The 16,544-nt window shown below is 47.5% G+C and carries 15 protein-coding genes; 10 read left to right on the top strand and 5 right to left on the bottom strand.

Annotated elements, in window-relative coordinates; all coding sequences use genetic code 11:
* Nucleotides 1-269: 269 nt before the first annotated feature.
* The 3 genes from QNO02_RS21445 to nirB are packed head-to-tail and all read right to left on the bottom strand — an operon-like array spanning nucleotide 270 to nucleotide 3,916.
* Nucleotides 270-1,052: a formate/nitrite transporter family protein gene (locus tag QNO02_RS21445; protein ID WP_091028330.1), complete on the bottom strand. Its 783-nt coding sequence runs from the start codon at nucleotides 1,050-1,052 to the stop codon at nucleotides 270-272.
* Nucleotides 1,053-1,101: 49 nt separating this feature from the next.
* Nucleotides 1,102-1,428 (bottom strand): nitrite reductase small subunit NirD, encoded by a 327-nt coding sequence (gene nirD, locus QNO02_RS21440; protein WP_091028331.1) that lies wholly within the window; start codon nucleotides 1,426-1,428, stop codon nucleotides 1,102-1,104.
* Nucleotides 1,429-1,486: 58 nt separating this feature from the next.
* Nucleotides 1,487-3,916 (bottom strand): nitrite reductase large subunit NirB, encoded by a 2,430-nt coding sequence (gene nirB, locus QNO02_RS21435; protein WP_289389910.1) that lies wholly within the window; start codon nucleotides 3,914-3,916, stop codon nucleotides 1,487-1,489.
* A 275-nt stretch (nucleotides 3,917-4,191) separates the two neighbouring features.
* On the opposite strand from nirB, the gene QNO02_RS21430 reads away from it, so the two are divergent.
* Nucleotides 4,192-4,899: a metal-dependent hydrolase gene (locus tag QNO02_RS21430; RefSeq protein ID WP_289389909.1), complete on the top strand. Its 708-nt coding sequence runs from the start codon at nucleotides 4,192-4,194 to the stop codon at nucleotides 4,897-4,899.
* 233 nt (nucleotides 4,900-5,132) lie between these two features.
* On the opposite strand, the gene QNO02_RS21425 is transcribed toward QNO02_RS21430, so the two are convergent.
* Together QNO02_RS21425 and QNO02_RS21420 are read right to left on the bottom strand one after the other, a co-directional pair.
* Complete coding sequence (locus QNO02_RS21425; RefSeq protein ID WP_076214284.1) at nucleotides 5,133-5,453, bottom strand: hypothetical protein; 321 nt, start codon at nucleotides 5,451-5,453, stop codon at nucleotides 5,133-5,135.
* 161 nt (nucleotides 5,454-5,614) lie between these two features.
* A complete protein-coding gene (locus QNO02_RS21420) occupies nucleotides 5,615-6,688 on the bottom strand; it encodes a M42 family metallopeptidase (protein WP_074095923.1) in 1,074 nt (357 codons plus the stop codon).
* A 665-nt stretch (nucleotides 6,689-7,353) separates the two neighbouring features.
* Between QNO02_RS21420 and spoVAC the strand changes: the two genes are divergently transcribed.
* The 9 genes from spoVAC (at nucleotide 7,354) to aroE (ending at nucleotide 16,526) form a co-directional block, all read left to right on the top strand.
* Nucleotides 7,354-7,857 carry a stage V sporulation protein AC gene (gene spoVAC, locus QNO02_RS21415; RefSeq protein ID WP_036615164.1) on the top strand — a complete coding sequence of 168 codons (504 nt, stop codon included), beginning with the start codon at nucleotides 7,354-7,356 and terminating at the stop codon, nucleotides 7,855-7,857.
* Complete coding sequence (gene spoVAD / locus QNO02_RS21410) at nucleotides 7,854-8,870, top strand: stage V sporulation protein AD (RefSeq protein ID WP_076214289.1); 1,017 nt, start codon at nucleotides 7,854-7,856, stop codon at nucleotides 8,868-8,870. Before spoVAC ends, spoVAD begins: the two co-directional genes overlap by 4 nt.
* A gap of 5 nt (nucleotides 8,871-8,875) precedes the next feature.
* Nucleotides 8,876-9,226, top strand: a complete 351-nt coding sequence (gene spoVAE, locus QNO02_RS21405) for a stage V sporulation protein AE (RefSeq protein WP_091028336.1) — start codon at nucleotides 8,876-8,878, stop codon at nucleotides 9,224-9,226.
* Between the two features lie 208 nt (nucleotides 9,227-9,434).
* Nucleotides 9,435-10,391: an AAA family ATPase gene (locus QNO02_RS21400; RefSeq protein WP_036615157.1), complete on the top strand. Its 957-nt coding sequence runs from the start codon at nucleotides 9,435-9,437 to the stop codon at nucleotides 10,389-10,391.
* A 3-nt stretch (nucleotides 10,392-10,394) separates the two neighbouring features.
* Entirely contained in the window at nucleotides 10,395-11,642 is a 1,248-nt protein-coding gene (locus QNO02_RS21395) for a DUF58 domain-containing protein (RefSeq protein WP_176872547.1), read from the top strand.
* Complete coding sequence (locus QNO02_RS21390) at nucleotides 11,639-13,852, top strand: DUF4129 domain-containing transglutaminase family protein (RefSeq protein WP_289389908.1); 2,214 nt, start codon at nucleotides 11,639-11,641, stop codon at nucleotides 13,850-13,852. The genes QNO02_RS21395 and QNO02_RS21390 overlap by 4 nt, the downstream gene beginning before the upstream one ends.
* Before the next feature lie 110 nt (nucleotides 13,853-13,962).
* Nucleotides 13,963-14,490, top strand: a complete 528-nt coding sequence (locus QNO02_RS21385) for a YqeG family HAD IIIA-type phosphatase (RefSeq protein ID WP_036615148.1) — start codon at nucleotides 13,963-13,965, stop codon at nucleotides 14,488-14,490.
* Entirely contained in the window at nucleotides 14,487-15,614 is a 1,128-nt protein-coding gene (gene yqeH / locus QNO02_RS21380; RefSeq protein ID WP_249912122.1) for a ribosome biogenesis GTPase YqeH, read from the top strand. Before QNO02_RS21385 ends, yqeH begins: the two co-directional genes overlap by 4 nt.
* 42 nt (nucleotides 15,615-15,656) lie before the next feature.
* Nucleotides 15,657-16,526: a shikimate dehydrogenase gene (gene aroE / locus QNO02_RS21375; protein ID WP_289389907.1), complete on the top strand. Its 870-nt coding sequence runs from the start codon at nucleotides 15,657-15,659 to the stop codon at nucleotides 16,524-16,526.
* The last annotated feature ends 18 nt before the right edge of the window (nucleotides 16,527-16,544 follow it).

The raw sequence follows: 16,544 nt of genomic DNA, 5'->3' as shown, positions 1-16,544 counted from the left end.
TTGCTGGTTGAATATAAGTGTGAGTATCCATCGACTATACGCCAGTTATGTCAACTGTGGATTAACGCGTATAGCGACAAAAGTAAAATGAAGTTTTAATTCTCTATAGAAGGACGAGAGGGTGAAAGGGAAACGTACGAGAGGGTAGTAGCTTAACGACAAACAATAAAAAGCCACGATGTGTGATTGAACGTGAGTTCGGCATCCATCGTGGCTTCAGTGTGGAGATGTTGTGCTCTAGCGCTACATAAGTGCAGTTAAATCAAAAATTATGATTTTTTACGTACCGGAGAAGTATACCAGTACGCCATTCCAACAAAGAGGGCACCGCCGATGATATTACCAAGCGTTACCGGAATCATGTTATGGAACCAACCTGCCATCGTGATTGTATCCGGGTGGTTTGGCAGCAACCAGGATAAAGAGAGCAAAGTCATATTGGCAACACTGTGCTCATAACCACTTGCGATAAATGCGTACAGACACCACCAGATAAGAACAAGTTTGGCGATATCTTCTTTGGAGCGAGCTGCCATCCAGATCGCCAGACAGACGAGCCAGTTACACAGAATGCCTCGGAAGAACAACTCAGACACGGGCGCCGCCATCTTTTTGGCAGAGACGACAAACAGCAGATGTTCCGGTGTGGCCGTTTTGAACAGACCGCTACCGACAATGAGTAGACTTAATAGAATTGCGCCGAGCAGGTTACCAACAAAGACGAGCCCCCAGTTCTTCAGCGTTTCGTTCACTGTGGTTCGGCCAGCCAGCGTACTCATGGTGAAGAACATATTGTTACCTGTAAACAATTCCGATCCGGCAAAGATGACCAGCGTGAGGGCAAGTCCGAAGGACATGCCCATCAACATGGTTTGCAGTGGTGACTGTGCCGCAAGGAGCGGAGCACCAATACTGAAGATCAGAACGATGCCAAGCCCTACATAGGCACCAGCCATTAAGGCAGCAACCATATAACGTGGCAGGCTTGCGTTCATTTGATCCCGTTTTTTAACCGCAGCTTCAATAATTCCCTCAACACTTGGTGTATACATCACGGTTTCCCCCATTATTTTGCATCAATCTTTGAACGTTTCAATGGAGCTATATTTCAATCCAGACCTGGCCGTTCTCTACCTTCACCGGATACATCTGTACTTGACCGTTGTCCGGTGCTTGCACAAGACCGGTAGTCAGGTCGATTTTCCAATCATACAGCGGATCGTACAGATAATGCCCGGACACGATGCCTTCAGCCAGCGGTCCACCTTTAGGGTGGGGGTTGTGATTATCTGCAGCGAAGATGGTACCATCCGATGCACGAAAGACAGCAAGCTGATGATCCTTAATTTCAACTACTCTTCCGATTCGTGGCAGGAATTCTTCAACTACTCCGGCAGGGAAGTAGGTGCCTGATTGTTTTGTCGTCATCTTAAACCACTCCTTATCTATATTTAACATTCCGGCAGCATTAATCTTGCGAGCTTACTTATGGACGAGCCGATACTTCGATACCATGGAACATTTTGCTTTGGCCTTCTTCATTGCGAATCGCTTTTTGCCAAGGTTCTTCAACATGCTCAAGTGCAAATTCAATTCGTTGCATCAACGCTTTACGTTCCTCAAGGTTATCCACGACAACCGAACGAATATGCTCCAGACCCAAGCGTTCCACCCACTCGGACGTCCGTTCCAGATAGTTACCTGTCTCGCGATAATATTGCATGATGGCTCCGCACAGTTCAATCAACTCGTCATCTGTTTTCACTTTGCATAAGGAATCAGCCAGTCTAGCTTTAATACCGCCGTTACCACCGATGAAGATTTCCCAGCCTCCGTCGTTACCAACGATACCGATATCTTTTGTACATGCCTCTGCACAGTTTCGCGGACAACCATTGACAGCATATTTAAACTTGGCTGGCAGATCCAGACGTTCGAATTTTCGTTCAATGCGAGCGCCCATGGCCATGGAATCCTGTGTACCGAATCGGCAGAATTGGGAGCCGACACATGTTTTGACCGTACGCAGCGATTTGGCGTATGCATAACCTGAAGGCATATCCAGTTCAGCCCAGACTTTGGTCAGATCTTCTTTTTTGACACCAATCAAGTCGAGACGCTGACCGCCAGTCACTTTGACTGCTTTCACATCATATTTGACTGAAACGTCAGCGATACGTTTGAGGTCCGCTGGTGTAGTCACCCCGCCGTACATCCGAGGTACAACCGTATACGTTCCATCCTTTTGAATATTTGCATTCATCCGTTCGTTAACAAAACGGGATTCTTTCTCATCTTCGTGTGTGTCTGGTGCAATCATGCCAAGGTAGTAGTTGATCGCCGGACGACATTTGGAACAACCTTCAGGTTGACTCCAACCCAGTACATTCATGACCTCTTTGGTCGTTTGTAATCCTTTTGCACGAATCTCGGCTACAATCTCATCCCGTCCCATGGAAGTACATCCGCAGATGCCCTGTTTGGCTCCAGTACTGAAGCTGTCTCCAAGTACATATTGCAGAATCTGTTCCACAACTGGTTTACATCCACCACAAGAGCGGGTTGCACCGGTACAGGCTTTGATTTCATCTACAGTGGTAAGGCCCTGGTTTGTAATGACATCAACAATGGTTCCTTTGGTTACCCCGTTACATCCACAGACGATCTCGTCCTCGGGCATCGTTTCAACAGAGGTTGCTTTCTTATGACCGCCGCAGCCTGTACCCATGAGTGAAGCATACAATTCTTCGGTCATTTCGGTTTGATTTTTAATCAGTTTCTGCAATTCGGCAGAATCCGTAATGTCACCGAAGAGAACAGCGCCGACCATTTTTTTATCACGAAGCAGAATTTTTTTGTAAGTCCGTTTCCAGTCATCTTTGTGCGAAATGACGGTGTGCTCTGGGCTGTCGATGAATTCACCGGTTGAAAACACGTCCACACCCGAAATTTTCAATTTCGTGGATACTACGGAACCTTCATACGGAGCCGTTTCGACCCCGCAGATATGTTTCGCCAGAATCATACCTTGCTCGAACAATGGGGCAACGAGGCCGTAACATACCCCGCGGTGCTCTGTACATTCCCCTACCGAGTACACATTCTCAAGTGAAGTCTGCATATAGTCATTCACGACAATACCCCGGTTCACTTCCATACCGCTTTCGCGGGCTACAGTCGTATTGGGTTTAATGCCTACAGCCATGACCACAAAATCAACATTCAGAACCGTATCATCTACAAAACGTATCCCTTCAACGCGTTCGCCGCCCAGCAGTTCGGAAGTCTGCGCACCCATCTTGAACCGGATACCCTGACGTTCGAGTTCTGCCTTCAACATGGCTGAAGCTTGCGGATCAAGCTGACGCTCCATCAGATCTTCCATCAGATGCACTACGGTAACTTCCATGCCAAGTTGTACCAAACCTTTGGCAGCTTCAAGACCCAGCAATCCACCTCCGATAACGGCCGCTCGTTTATACTGCTTAGCAGCTTCCAGCATGACATTGCAATCGGCGATATCACGGAAACCGACAACACCTTCTTTGTCATGTCCAGGTACTGGGAGAATAAAGGAATTGGAGCCAGTAGCAATGATGATTTTGTCATAAGGAACGCGAGTTCCATCTTCAGTCACAACTTCATGGGTATCCGAATCAATTCGGGTTACGGTTGTTCCTGTATGGAGGGTAATACCATAATCCTGATACCAGTGGAGATCATTCAGTACGATGTCATCCAGTGTTTTGCTTCCTTCCAATACATAGGACAACATAATGCGGTTGTAGTTAGGGTAGGGCTCTGTGCCAAAAACAGTAATATCAAATCGCGTAGTTAATTTTAAAATTTGCTCAACGGTACTGATTCCTGCCATTCCGTTACCTATGATAACGATTTTCTCTTTTTTTCCGTTCATGTGTGTATGCCTCCTTGGATAGACGCTGTACATTACCAACAATTTTAGTGGTTTATATTTGAAATTATACAAGTAGTTGACGACAGTTTATGTGATTTAATTCACTAATAAAGATAGAAGAGTCATAAATATAATATTGTGAGCCCCATCACAGAAATTTATATTTATTTTCATACAAATAAGAAATGCGAACTATTGTTCTTATTTTGTTTTCGTTGTAAAATCGGAACTGGGCCGTATTGTTCCCGATTTCTTCGAAAGGACGTTTTTGCATCATGATGGGAAGATCCCACCTTATTATCGGGACAGGCGTGTCACTTTCTGTTCTGCAGTTGGCCGGTATGCCAGTGACAGCGCCGGCAGTTACGGTTGCACTGATTGGTTCGTTATTGCCTGACATTGATGAGCCGAATTCGCTGCTGGTATCCAGAGCCTTGCCTAACAGTCTGATCAGGTTGTTACAGACGATTCTGTTGCCCACAGCTGTATTTGTGTACTTCTATGTTCATGCCAAACCATGGAACCTGTTGCTTGCGATCCTCGTTGCGCTCGTGTCATTCCTGCCTTCACGTTCGCTTCGCAAAGTGTTGATGTTTGCGATTGGACTCGGACTGGTCTTCTATGGTCACGCGTTCGCACCGTGGAACTTGATTGCAGGCAGTTTGTTAATGCTCTGCACCACACTGACTCATAGGGGACTGACACATACCCTGTACGGAACCGCAATATGGGCGGGCTTGTTGTACAGCACGACCCAGCAGCAGGGACCGGAGATCTGGGTAGCGGGAGGCTCGGCATATGCGATGCATTTGTTGGCCGATTCACTAACCAATCGGGGTATTCGTCCGTTACCACCGCTCAAGTGGCGCATACGGGTGAATCTGATGAGTACAGGGACCAAGCGTGGGGCCGTTGTAGAGAATGTCTGCATTGTGCTTACTCTTATTTTGGCCTGGATTGCATTCTCACCGCTATTTCTATAGCCATCCAAAAAAACGCCAGCCCGCATATTGTGGGCTGGCGTTTACAGGTATGGATTTCATAATGAATGGATCGTAATAACCTAGCCAATTCAGGATTGAGAAGGAGAATCAGTCAGGTCGTCAATATCGGAAGAACCAAATACAAATAAAACAACAAGAATGACAATGATCAGTAGCTCAGCGAACCCATTTCCGTCAAAGTCAGACATCACTTCAACCTCATTTCTTGGCGTTTAGGAATTGATTCTCTGTTGGAAAGCCCGTATAACGTCATTCAACGTCATATCGCCACCGATCTCATCGAGGAATTGCACCAGTTTGTCTTGATTCGATGGTGTAATATTTTGTAACGTTTTATACTGCCCAACCAGTTCAACGACCAGAGTAGCTTCTCGAAACAACGTGACCGCATCCACTCTTAACTTCCCACTTACCAGTAATGCTGCAACGATAAGTTCCAGATTTCTTCCTTTAAGGTTGCCATTGAGAAGGGTGTTTGCGGCATTTGTTTTTTTGGAACCTTTATTCGATTTTCCATTCCTTCTCACTGCCATAACAGGTCCCCCGCTGCTTGGTGTTTAATTCATCTTCCGTTATTGTATCTTATGTGTAATCCCCTATAATGTTCGGCCTATTAATCTATGTGTCCAATTCTATAGTTGTGGATATAAAAAAAGAGACCTCCCAATATAGTTAGGAGATCTCTTGTCAACTGTTACGCGTTATTAATAATGGTATTCATCGTTGTCCGATCCAGACCTTTGACCAGCTTCACGATCAGTTCTTTGGCTGCATCGTAATCGTCTGTATGAATGATGGAAGATGAGGTATGGATATAACGTGCGCAGATACCAATAACTGTTGATGGTACACCAATTCCACTCAGGTGCACTTGACCTGCGTCGGTACCACCTGGTGAGATGAAATACTGCATTTTGATCTGATTGGATGAAGCCGTATCTTGAACATATTCGACCATGCCGCGATGGGTGAACATACCCGGGTCAAAAATACGAAGCAATGCGCCTTCTCCGATATGTCCAAATGACTGTTTGTCACCTGTCATATCATTCGCCGCGCTACAGTCAAGTGCAAAGAAAATATCAGGCTGAATCAGATTGGCCGCCGTACGTGCACCGCGAAGCCCCAGTTCTTCCTGAACCGTTGCACCAGCATAAAGCGTGTTAGGCAGTTTTTCTTTGTGCAGCGCTTCAACCAGTTCAAGTGCAAGTCCAACGCCGTAACGATTATCCCACGCTTTGGCCATAATTTTTTTCGGGTTCGCCATCGGCGTGAATTCACAGATTGGTACGATCTGCATCCCTGGGTGGATGCCCCAAGATTCTGCTTCCGCACGGTTGTCTGCTCCAATATCGAGATACATGGAATTCAGATCCACAGGTTTATTCCGCTGGGATTCGTCCAGCAAGTGTGTAGGTGTAGAACCTACAACTCCGGTAATGCGACGATCAGGTGTGATGATTTCCAATCGCTGAGACAGTACAGCCTGACTCCACCATCCACCCAGTGGACGGAATTTGACCATACCCGTTTCCGTAATGCCAGTAGTCATGAAACCGACTTCGTCAAAGTGTCCGGCTACCATAACTTTGGGACCGGATTCCTCCCCGCGTAATACACCAAATAGACTCCCCAGGCGATCCTGGACGAACTCATCGGTATAAGCGGAAAGCTTATCTTTCATCCAGCCGCGAAGCTCACGTTCAAAACCGGATGCGGAAGGAAATTCCGTCAACGTACGAAACATATCCATCGTTTTTTCATTCATGTGTATCAACAACTCCTCTGTTGGTATGTATTTCAGGTCACAGTAGAACGGCTACCCGCCTGTTGTCCTTTAAGATGTAGTTCAAAAAGTCTTTTATCTTTTTGAACATGCACTTTAATATGCTGAGGACTTGTTATTTAACCACTGGTCACATTACAGTATGAACCTTGCGCAAGTGATTGTCCATGTTTATGTCACGTATTTAAGGCATGTTTTGGGCGCTTACCGTGTCCAAGTTTCATGACTCTATCCGCTGTAGTCGCAGTCCTGATGCCACTTCAATGAATATGAATATATGGAGGAGATGTCATCATTTTGTGATGTTCTTTTTGTTCAATATTTGTTGGTCTGTTTATAGGAAGGAGCTATATATCCAATGAAGCCTCCAGAAGAGGGCACGGAAAAAGTACTGTTTATCGTTCTTTTTATCTTGCTCGTGATTGTTCTTCTTTATTTATAGAATGTATCTAAAAGTCCTCAGAACCGGCGTATTCCCATCTTGCTATTCCCATCTTGCTTCCACAACATGATCTTGTTGGAAACATATACTGTCTGTCGCCGGATACATAACCTTCCGATTATTAACAAACAATGAATATAGAATTACACACATTGGCATTCAGCCGTAGCTTTGAACCATTTTCACATAGAGGAGGTCTTGTATCTTGCCAGCTCAATCTGCATCCGGAAGCGAAAAAAAATCATCGTCCCTGTCCATGGATGAAAAGGAGTACAAAAAAGTCGCAAAAAAACATGAGCCGCCTCGTCCAATCCTGAAAAATTGCCTCAAAGCATTTCTGGTTGGGGGTACCGTCTGTTTGATTGGACAGGCCATTCAAGAGGCTTTTATGGCCGGTTTCGACATGACATCGAAGGAAGCTTCCAGTCCTACGGTGGCGGTCATGATTCTCATATCGGTTATTCTAACGTGTCTCGGCGTTTACGATAAAATGGCTCAATGGGCAGGAGCAGGAACTGCTGTGCCGGTTACCGGCTTTGCCAATTCCATGTGTTCTGCTGCACTGGAACATCGTGCTGAAGGACTGGTGCTCGGTGTAGGGGCCAACATGTTTAAACTTGCTGGTTCCGTTATCGTGTTTGGTGTCGTGGCAGCATTTGTCGTAGGGATTGTTTACGCCTTTTTGGGATTTGGAGGTGGGCACCTGTGAAACGATTGGGTCGCCAGACATGGCAGTTTGAGAATCGTCCGCGGATCATCGGTAAAGCCGCAGTTGTAGGACCAGAAGAAGGCGAGGGTCCACTGTCATCTGATTTCGATTATGTCTACGACAACCTCGAGATCGGCGAGAAAACGTGGGAAAAGGGAGAACGCAAACTGCTCGAACAGGCCTCTCAGCTGGCTTTGGTAAATGCAAATATCACCAAGGAAGAGCTTCAATTTTTTGTTGGTGGAGATCTGATGAACCAGATTATCAGCAGTTCCTTTTCAGCGCGAAAACTGGGTGTGCCTTACCTGGGTGTCTTTGGAGCCTGTTCTACTTCCATGGAAACGTTAGCGTTAGCGTCCATGATTGTTGACTCTGGAGCTGGAGATTATGTCCTTGCAGGAACGGTGAGCCACAACTGTACGGTGGAGAAACAATTTCGGTATCCGACGGAGTATGGCTCCCAGAAGCCGCCTTATGCGCAATATACCGTCACAGGATCAGGGTGTGGTGTGGTCTCCCGTACTGGTGATGGTCCCGTTGTTACCAAAGCCACTATTGGACGCATTATGGATTTGGGCATCAAAGATCCCTTTAATATGGGTTCAGCCATGGCGCCAGCAGCAGCCGACACTATAATTTCTCATTTCAGGGATACGGGATTGGAACCCGGCTATTATGATCTCATTGTGACCGGGGATCTGGCTTCCGTCGGTCTGCCAATTACGAAAGAGCTTTTGCAAAAAGAAGGCATTCCCATGGAACAGACGGTTTTTAATGACTGCGGCCTGATGATCTATGATCGGGAGAAACAGCCTTATGTTGTTGCCGGGGGAAGTGGCTGCGGATGTTCTGCCACCGTCACCTATGGTCACATTTTGAACCGGATGCAGAAGGGTGATCTTAAACGGGTGCTCGTCGTTGCTACGGGGGCGCTGTTATCTCCGATTTCGTACCAGCAGGGTGAAAGTATTCCTTGTATTGCACATGCCGTAGCTATTGAAAAGGAGGGATAAAGGTAATGCAGTTCTTGTGGGCATTTATTGTTGGCGGTTTGATCTGTGTTGTCGGACAGCTTCTAATGGATGGGGTTAAACTGACGCCAGCTCATACCATGAGTACACTAGTTGTGGCAGGGGCAGTTGCTGATGCACTCGGTCTCTATGATCCGTTGGTCAAGTTTGCAGGAGCAGGTGCTTCTGTACCCATCACAAGTTTTGGCAACTCCTTGGTACATGGGGCATTGACTGAACTTGAGAAAGAGGGATGGATTGGAGTTATTACCGGGATCTTTGATCTGACAGCAGCGGGAATATCGTCAGCGATCATCTTTTCTTTTCTCGCGGCATTGGTGGTTAGACCAAAAGGTTAACATAGAATGAGAAATCTCCTTGAACATATTGCGATTCAGCAGAGGCTCCGGATAACTTTTATCCGGGGCTTTTTTGTCGTATTCATGCGTGAACTGCGGTGAATCTGACGGGCTGGAAACAAATTGTGAGTTCCTTCGAGTGTACTCGTGACTCTGGATCATGTACAATAAAAGGAAATCTGTATGCTTTTTTAGGAGGTTAGACCACATGCCTGTGCGCAAAGAGTCGATCCAAATCATATCCGCAGTTCGTTCAAATCTGGAATCCTGTATTATGGGGAAATCCTTTGAAATTCAACTTTTACTTACAGCTTTGCTTGCAGGCGGGCACGTTCTGATTGAAGACGTACCGGGAACTGGCAAAACGCAATTAATCAAGGCATTATCGAAATCCATGCGTGGTGAGTACCGGCGTATTCAATGTAATCCTGATATTTTACCTAGTGATATTACGGGCGTATCTGTGTTCCATCCGAAGGATGAGCGTTTTTATTTCCGGCCAGGTCCTGTGATGACCAACATTTTGCTGGCTGATGAGATTAACCGGGCCACAACAAAAACCCAATCGGCTCTGCTCGAAGTGATGGAGGAGCGCAGCGTAACCGTTGATGGCGATACGTATGATCTGCCACATCCATTCATGCTCTGTGCAACTCAGAATCCGATTGATTTTGAAGGTACGTATACGTTGCCGGAAGCACAACTCGACCGGTTTATGTTGAAAATAAGTCTAGGTTATCCTGATAAGGAAATTGAGAAAATTCTATTGAAACAGCATCAGCTCGGTCAGCCTGTAGATCGCCTTGAATCCGTGACTCATATGGACCAGATCTCGGCAATCCAGCAGGAGATTAAAGAGGTCTTTATCGGTGATCCGGTTATGGACTATCTGCTTGATGTTGTTCGCCAAACCCGCTCCCACCCATCTGTATTGCTGGGTGCCAGCCCACGGGCAGCCATATCGTTCATGATGGCCGTAAAAGCCTTTGCTTTCTTACAGGAACGTGATTATGTGCTTCCGGATGATGTGAAAACGATGGCCCCTTATGTGATCTCTCATCGTATTGTGCTTCGTCCCGAATCGAGACTGGACAGTATGAGTTCCGAGGCCGTTTTGAATGCCGTACTCCAGCAAGTACGCGTGCCCGTCTCCATGGGGCAATAGTTCATGAAGCCGCTTTTGAGAACAGTCAATAGAGGGTTACGCCACCCACGCGTATGGAGCATCGCAATGGTGTGGATGTGTTGTCTGGCTTATGTTTTGTTTCAGGGCGGGAAGACATCCCTTATGCTGCTGTCGATGGTGACCCTGCTCTGTGTGTACCTTGCCATTGCTGGATTTAGCGGGGTAAGACGTGCTCAAGGAGTTCGTAGGTTATCTTCTGGTCCAGACCACGAAGAATTGCTGCATGCGGGTGACCAGGTTCAAGTACAGCTGAGTTTGACTATTCCGGGATTCCTCCCGCTTCCCTATGTTGTTGTGCGTGAAATGCTGCATCGGCATAACGGAGAATCGTGGTCGTTCAAGGAAAGTTTGATTCCCAATATGAGAGGTAATGGCGAGTTGTCTTTTCAGACACCGCCACTTGAGCGGGGGAAGTATGTTTTTTCAGAAACGGAATGTGCCAGCGAGGACATATTTGGACTGATTGAACATCGGGGAAAGTTTAAGGCCAAAGGTGAGTTTCGCGTACTGCCAAGAACGGTATTTATTCCATATTGGCAGCTCTACGACCGCAAATCACGGTTATCCGGTCCTCAGACGGCGTTAACCCGCTCACGGAGAGAGACCACTCAGATCAATGGTGTACGTGACTACGTATACGGAGATCGACTTTCCCGCATTCACTGGAATGCAACGGCAAAGACAGGGAACTGGAAGTCCAAGGAGTTTGAACATGAGTCTGTGCCCAAAACCATTCTGGTTCTGGATGCGCTGGCATCAAGTTATGAACATGGGGATGCATTTGAAATTGCCGTTTCCACGGCTGCCTCTCTGCTGGAGTATGGTGTCAGGGAACGAATGGGGATGGGGTTATTGACATTGTCAGACCAGACATCCTTCATGGCCCCCAGTGAAAGTCTGATGGAACGACAGAAGATGATGCATCATCTGGTGGATATTCAATATAACGGTCAGGATACCCATCTGTTGCCCGGCGTGGAAAGAATCGCACGTCAACTGCCTCAGGGAGCTTACTTTGTCGTGATTTCTCCCCAGAAGGATGAAAAAATAATGGAACTGTTGCGCTGGGCCGATACGCGGGGCATGACTCCATGTCATATTCTGATCGATACCAGTGAATCCCGCCGAAGTGCCGAGTGGAATGCCATGTTGCGTGGAAGAGGCACGAGGTCATTCACTGTTTCTCACTTGCAGGAGCTTCCAACGGTGATGGGGGGAGGTTCTGTATGAGTTCAAAAGGAAATGAAAGTATTGCGGGCAAACGATCCTGGTATCATGCAGCGTCATTGCTCTGGATTTTCCTGATTGGAATGCAGTGGATTTCATTTACGCAGGAATCGTGGTACACGGAGACCACTTCTCTGGTGTTATGGACACTTGCAGCAGTCAGTGTGCTGGAGGTCATTCTGCCCTTTAAAACAATGTATCGGGCGATCATCAAGGCGGTCGTTGTTGGTTACATTTTGCATAAAACGCTGATTGATTACACCGTGTACATCCCTTATGGCTCTTTAACGGACCGAGCGGAGCAATTCATATTACACATGACGCCGTACATCTGGTTCTCCCTGTGTGCATGGGTGATGCTTGAAGCTGCGCTTCGACTCGTGACCACAACACGTCGTATTCTTGTTTTTCTGGGTGTTAACATCATTTCGATGGGGATTCTCGATTCTTTCACCCAGATTCCACTCTGGATTGAAATCGCGTGGGTGATGTTTGCGGGAATGGGATGGCTCGTATGTCAGCATTTCCGTAACTATCAGCTACAGTATCCACAAGGTTGGAAACGAATTATCCGGTATCCTTATAAAGTCCTGGCCAATATTGCCATTATCTTTTCTTTGATTATTGTAGCCAGCGTCAATATGCCGGAGATTCCACCCACCTTGACGGACCCCTATACGGCGTGGCGTAACTATACCGGAACTTCCACAAGTCAGGCTGGTAACGGAAACCTTGATATTCCCGCGGCTACCGAATCGGGATACAGCAGGGAAGACAATCAGCTTGGTGGGGGGTTTAACTTCGACTATACCCCTGTCATGTCTGTCACGACCAATGAGCGCAGTTACTGGCGTGGTGAGACACGTGCAGAGTATACAGGCACAGGCTGGGATGACCGTGGACGGGGTGCGACAGAAAATGTTGAAGCCGGACAGCTTCTGGAGAACCAGGAATCCGGAAATGTGAATACCAAACAAGTGACTCAGAACGTAACGATGCTGAATGATAATGTCTATCCGATTCTCTTTGGTGCTTATTCGATCTCGGAAGTTAGCTCGATTAACGGTGAGGACAGAACGGATCGGATGTTGTGGAATGCCGAACAGGCTGAACTGCATGTGGTGACAGACCGTCAGCAACCACAGTATCCCAAGACATATACTATCGTGTCGGAAGCCCCTGTGATTGTGGAAGATGAGCTTCGTACAAAGTCATTTGAAGATCTGTATAACAGTAATCCGGCAGATGATATGTACTTGCAGTTACCATCCCGTTTCCCTGACCGGGTGTCGAATCTGGCAGCCGAGATAACGGCATCTGCGAATACTCCGTATGAAAAAGTGGCATTACTGCAAAACTATTTACAAACTAATTTTGAATACACGAACAATCCGGATTTATCTCGAAAAGTAAGCGGCGACTTTGTGGAAGGTTTCCTGTTCGATATTATGGAAGGCTACTGTGATTACTTCTCGACTGCGCTGGTGATGATGGCGCGCTCGGAGGGCATTCCTGCAAGATGGGTTAAAGGTTATGCGCCTGGACAATTGTCCCTGAATTCGGACATGCAGGCTCCACGTCAACCTGGCGCGGAGATTGAGACGACCTACACCGTTACCAATGCAGATGCACACTCTTGGGCAGAGGTTTACTTTGGTGAGTATGGATGGATTCCTGTTGAAGCAACGCCGGGCTTTGATATGCCGCTGCTGACGGAACAGCCTGATGTACAGCCTGTAGATGAGCCTGAAGAAGAGCCAGAAGAGGAGCCGGTACAAGAGGAAGAGCAGACCCCTGCACCTGAGCAGACATCGTCTGCCATCCCGACTTTTGTTATCTGGGCTGCAGGAGCCATTATTGTATTGTGGGTAGCATATATGTTCTGGCGTAATCGTTTCTCCATGCGATTCTTCCTGCTTCGTCTACGGACAGGTGGACCGCTCACCCCTGAACAGAAGGTAGTGGCAGAGACCGAGCGTTGGATTCAGTATGTGAAACGCAAAGGGTTAACCCGGAGCGGAGACGAGACACTTCGTGAATCGGTAGCCCGCTGGAGCCAGGCAAAACCTGCTGCAGAAGCGACATTGCATAAGCTTCTCACGAAGTTTGAACAGACTCGTTACAGTCCGGCGTCCGTAACTGCCGACGACTGGAAGGGCGTCTATCAGACCGCCTTGAAGCTGCGGAAGGAACTGAAAGCGGAACGGGCATAGTTGTTGCCCGTCCCGTTTTTCCTTTTTTCCTATGCCATCAGGCGCTGTATGCATTTTCAGGAAAGACGGATTTGTGATATAGTGTGTCGTATGAAACTGAGGTGACTTCTTTGTTTAAAATGTTAATGCCCAAGCTGCGTGTAGACACGGTTTTTGACATTAATCTGGAAGAGCTGTACGCTCAAGGCTACCGTGGAATTATAACTGATCTGGATAACACACTCGTTGGAGCCAAAGCCCCTGACGCTACGCCCGAACTGATTGAATGGTTTGCACGTGTGAAAGAGGCAGGTTTCAAGCTGATGATTGTGTCCAATAACAATTTGAATCGTGTATCCCTGTTTGCGACCCCGCTGGATATCCAGTTTGTGCATAGTGCACGCAAACCATCGAATGTACCGTTTCGTAGAGCAATGAAAATGATGGAGTTATCTCCTGAAAACACGATTGTAGTAGGCGATCAGATGCTTACGGACGTTTATGGAGGGAACCGAATGGGGTTATATACCGTTCTGGTACTGCCAATCTCCATTGGGGACGAAGGTTTTATGACCCGCTTCAATCGACGCGTGGAACGGATTGCTCTAACGAGTTTACGCAGGAAAGGCTTATGGCTTGAGGAGGAAAAGAAGAAATGACAGAACCGCATAACGGCAATCTTGCCGTAAGGTGCAGCGGATGCGGCGTGCATCTGCAAACAGAAAATTCGGAATTACCAGGGTTTATCCCTGAGAAGGCACTGGATCGTGAACCGGTTATATGCCAGCGCTGTTTCCGCATCAAAAACTACAATGAGTCATCATCCGTTACGGTGGATCAGGACGAATTCCTGGCGCTGCTTAGCAAAATCGGGGATAAGGATGCACTTGTCATCCATATCGTTGATTTGTTTGACTTTGATGGCAGCATTATCTCCGGTCTGCAACGTTTTGTAGGCAACAATCCGGTATTGCTTGCTGTGAACAAAACGGACTTGCTTCCAAAAGTAACCAACTGGAACAAGGTTCGCAACTGGGTACAGAAGCAAGCCAAAGAACAGGGTTTGCGTACCGTGGATGTCGTCTTGTGCAGTGCAAAGCAAAATCAGGGCTTCGACCGACTGCTTGAGCTTGTAGGAACGTATCGCGAAGATCGTGACGTGTACGTGGTTGGCGGTACCAATGTGGGCAAATCCACACTGATTAACCGTCTGATCCGTGATTACAGCGATCTGGAGCAGGAACTGACCACATCCCGTTATCCGGGAACAACGCTGGATATGGTGAACATTCCGCTGGATGATGGAAAATATATTATTGATACGCCTGGAATCGTATATCCATGGCGTTTCAGCGAGATTGTTTCACGTAAGGATCTCGCTGCCATCATGCCGGAAAAACCGCTTAAACCGGCTGTGTATCAGTTGAATTCCGGTCAGACGCTGTTCTTCGGCGGCATGGCTCGATTTGACTTTGTGGAAGGTGATCGCCAATCGTTCACTTGTTTTATCAGCACTGCGCTTGATATTCACCGGACGAAGCTGGAGCGTGCAGATGATCTGTACCGCGACCACCTGGGAGAATTGTTATCTCCGCCAACCCGTGAGAATGCAGCAGAGATGGCTGAATGGACCAGACATGAATTCCGCATCAAACGCGGCAGTCAATCCGATGTTTTCATCTCTGGCTTGGGCTGGATTAAGGTCAATGGCGATATTGGAGCGCTGGTTGCGGTTCATGCTCCAAAAGGCATTCGTGTACAGATCCGCCCATCCTTGATCTAGTAATCTCAGAAGCTGTACATCAGATGGATCGGAGGCGGACCTATGTCTGAGCAGAACAAATTCAACTCTTCACTTCCCGTGTTGCTTGGTGTTATGGGTGATCCTATTGCTCACTCCAAGTCTCCGGCAATGCACAATGCGGCTCTGCAGGCTGCAGAAGTGAATGGAATGTATATGCCACTGCATGTTCATCCGGATCAACTGGAAGCAGCAGTTCGGGGAATTGTGGCACTTGGCTATCGTGGAGTCAATGTCACCATCCCGCACAAAGAGCAGGTAATGCAGTATCTGGATGTGATCGATGAAAGTGCTCGCCTGATTGGTGCGGTGAATACCATCGTTAATGAAGGTGGAACACTGACAGGGTACAATACCGATGGTATTGGCTATGTCCGATCCCTGAAGGAAGAGGCAGTGCCTGAGCTTGCGGGCAAGCGTATTGCTGTACTGGGAGCAGGTGGAGCAGCGAGAGGTGTCATATACGCACTTGCACTGGAGAAGCCTGAGCGGATTCACATTTTGAACCGTACAGCAGACAGGGCTATTGCACTTGCTTCGGATTTGCGGGGCCATGGCTTGGGAGAAATCTCGGGCAGTGGCATGGAAGACGCTGCGACGGTCTTGGCTACGGCTGATATCGTGATTAACACAACGGCTGCCGGAATGCATCCGCATGTTGATGACGTACCGGTTGATCCTGCAATGATCCGTGAAGGATCAGCGGTGAGTGATCTGATCTACAATCCGCTTGAGACCCGTCTGCTTCGAGAGTCGCGGATGCGCGGATGCACGGTTCACGGTGGTCTGGGGATGTTTGTATACCAGGGCGCAGTGGCCTTTGAACATTGGCTTGGCATTCCGGCTCCTGTGGAGACGATGAGGCGAGCAGTACTAAACAGTTTTGAAGTGTGAAAATAATAATTGAATGGT

The sequence above is a fragment of the Paenibacillus sp. PK1-4R genome, from assembly GCF_030369595.1.
In the GTDB taxonomy this organism is placed as follows: domain Bacteria; phylum Bacillota; class Bacilli; order Paenibacillales; family Paenibacillaceae; genus Paenibacillus.
The sequence above is the reverse complement of the archived record's forward strand: the minus strand, read 5'-3'. Positions and strand labels throughout refer to the sequence as shown.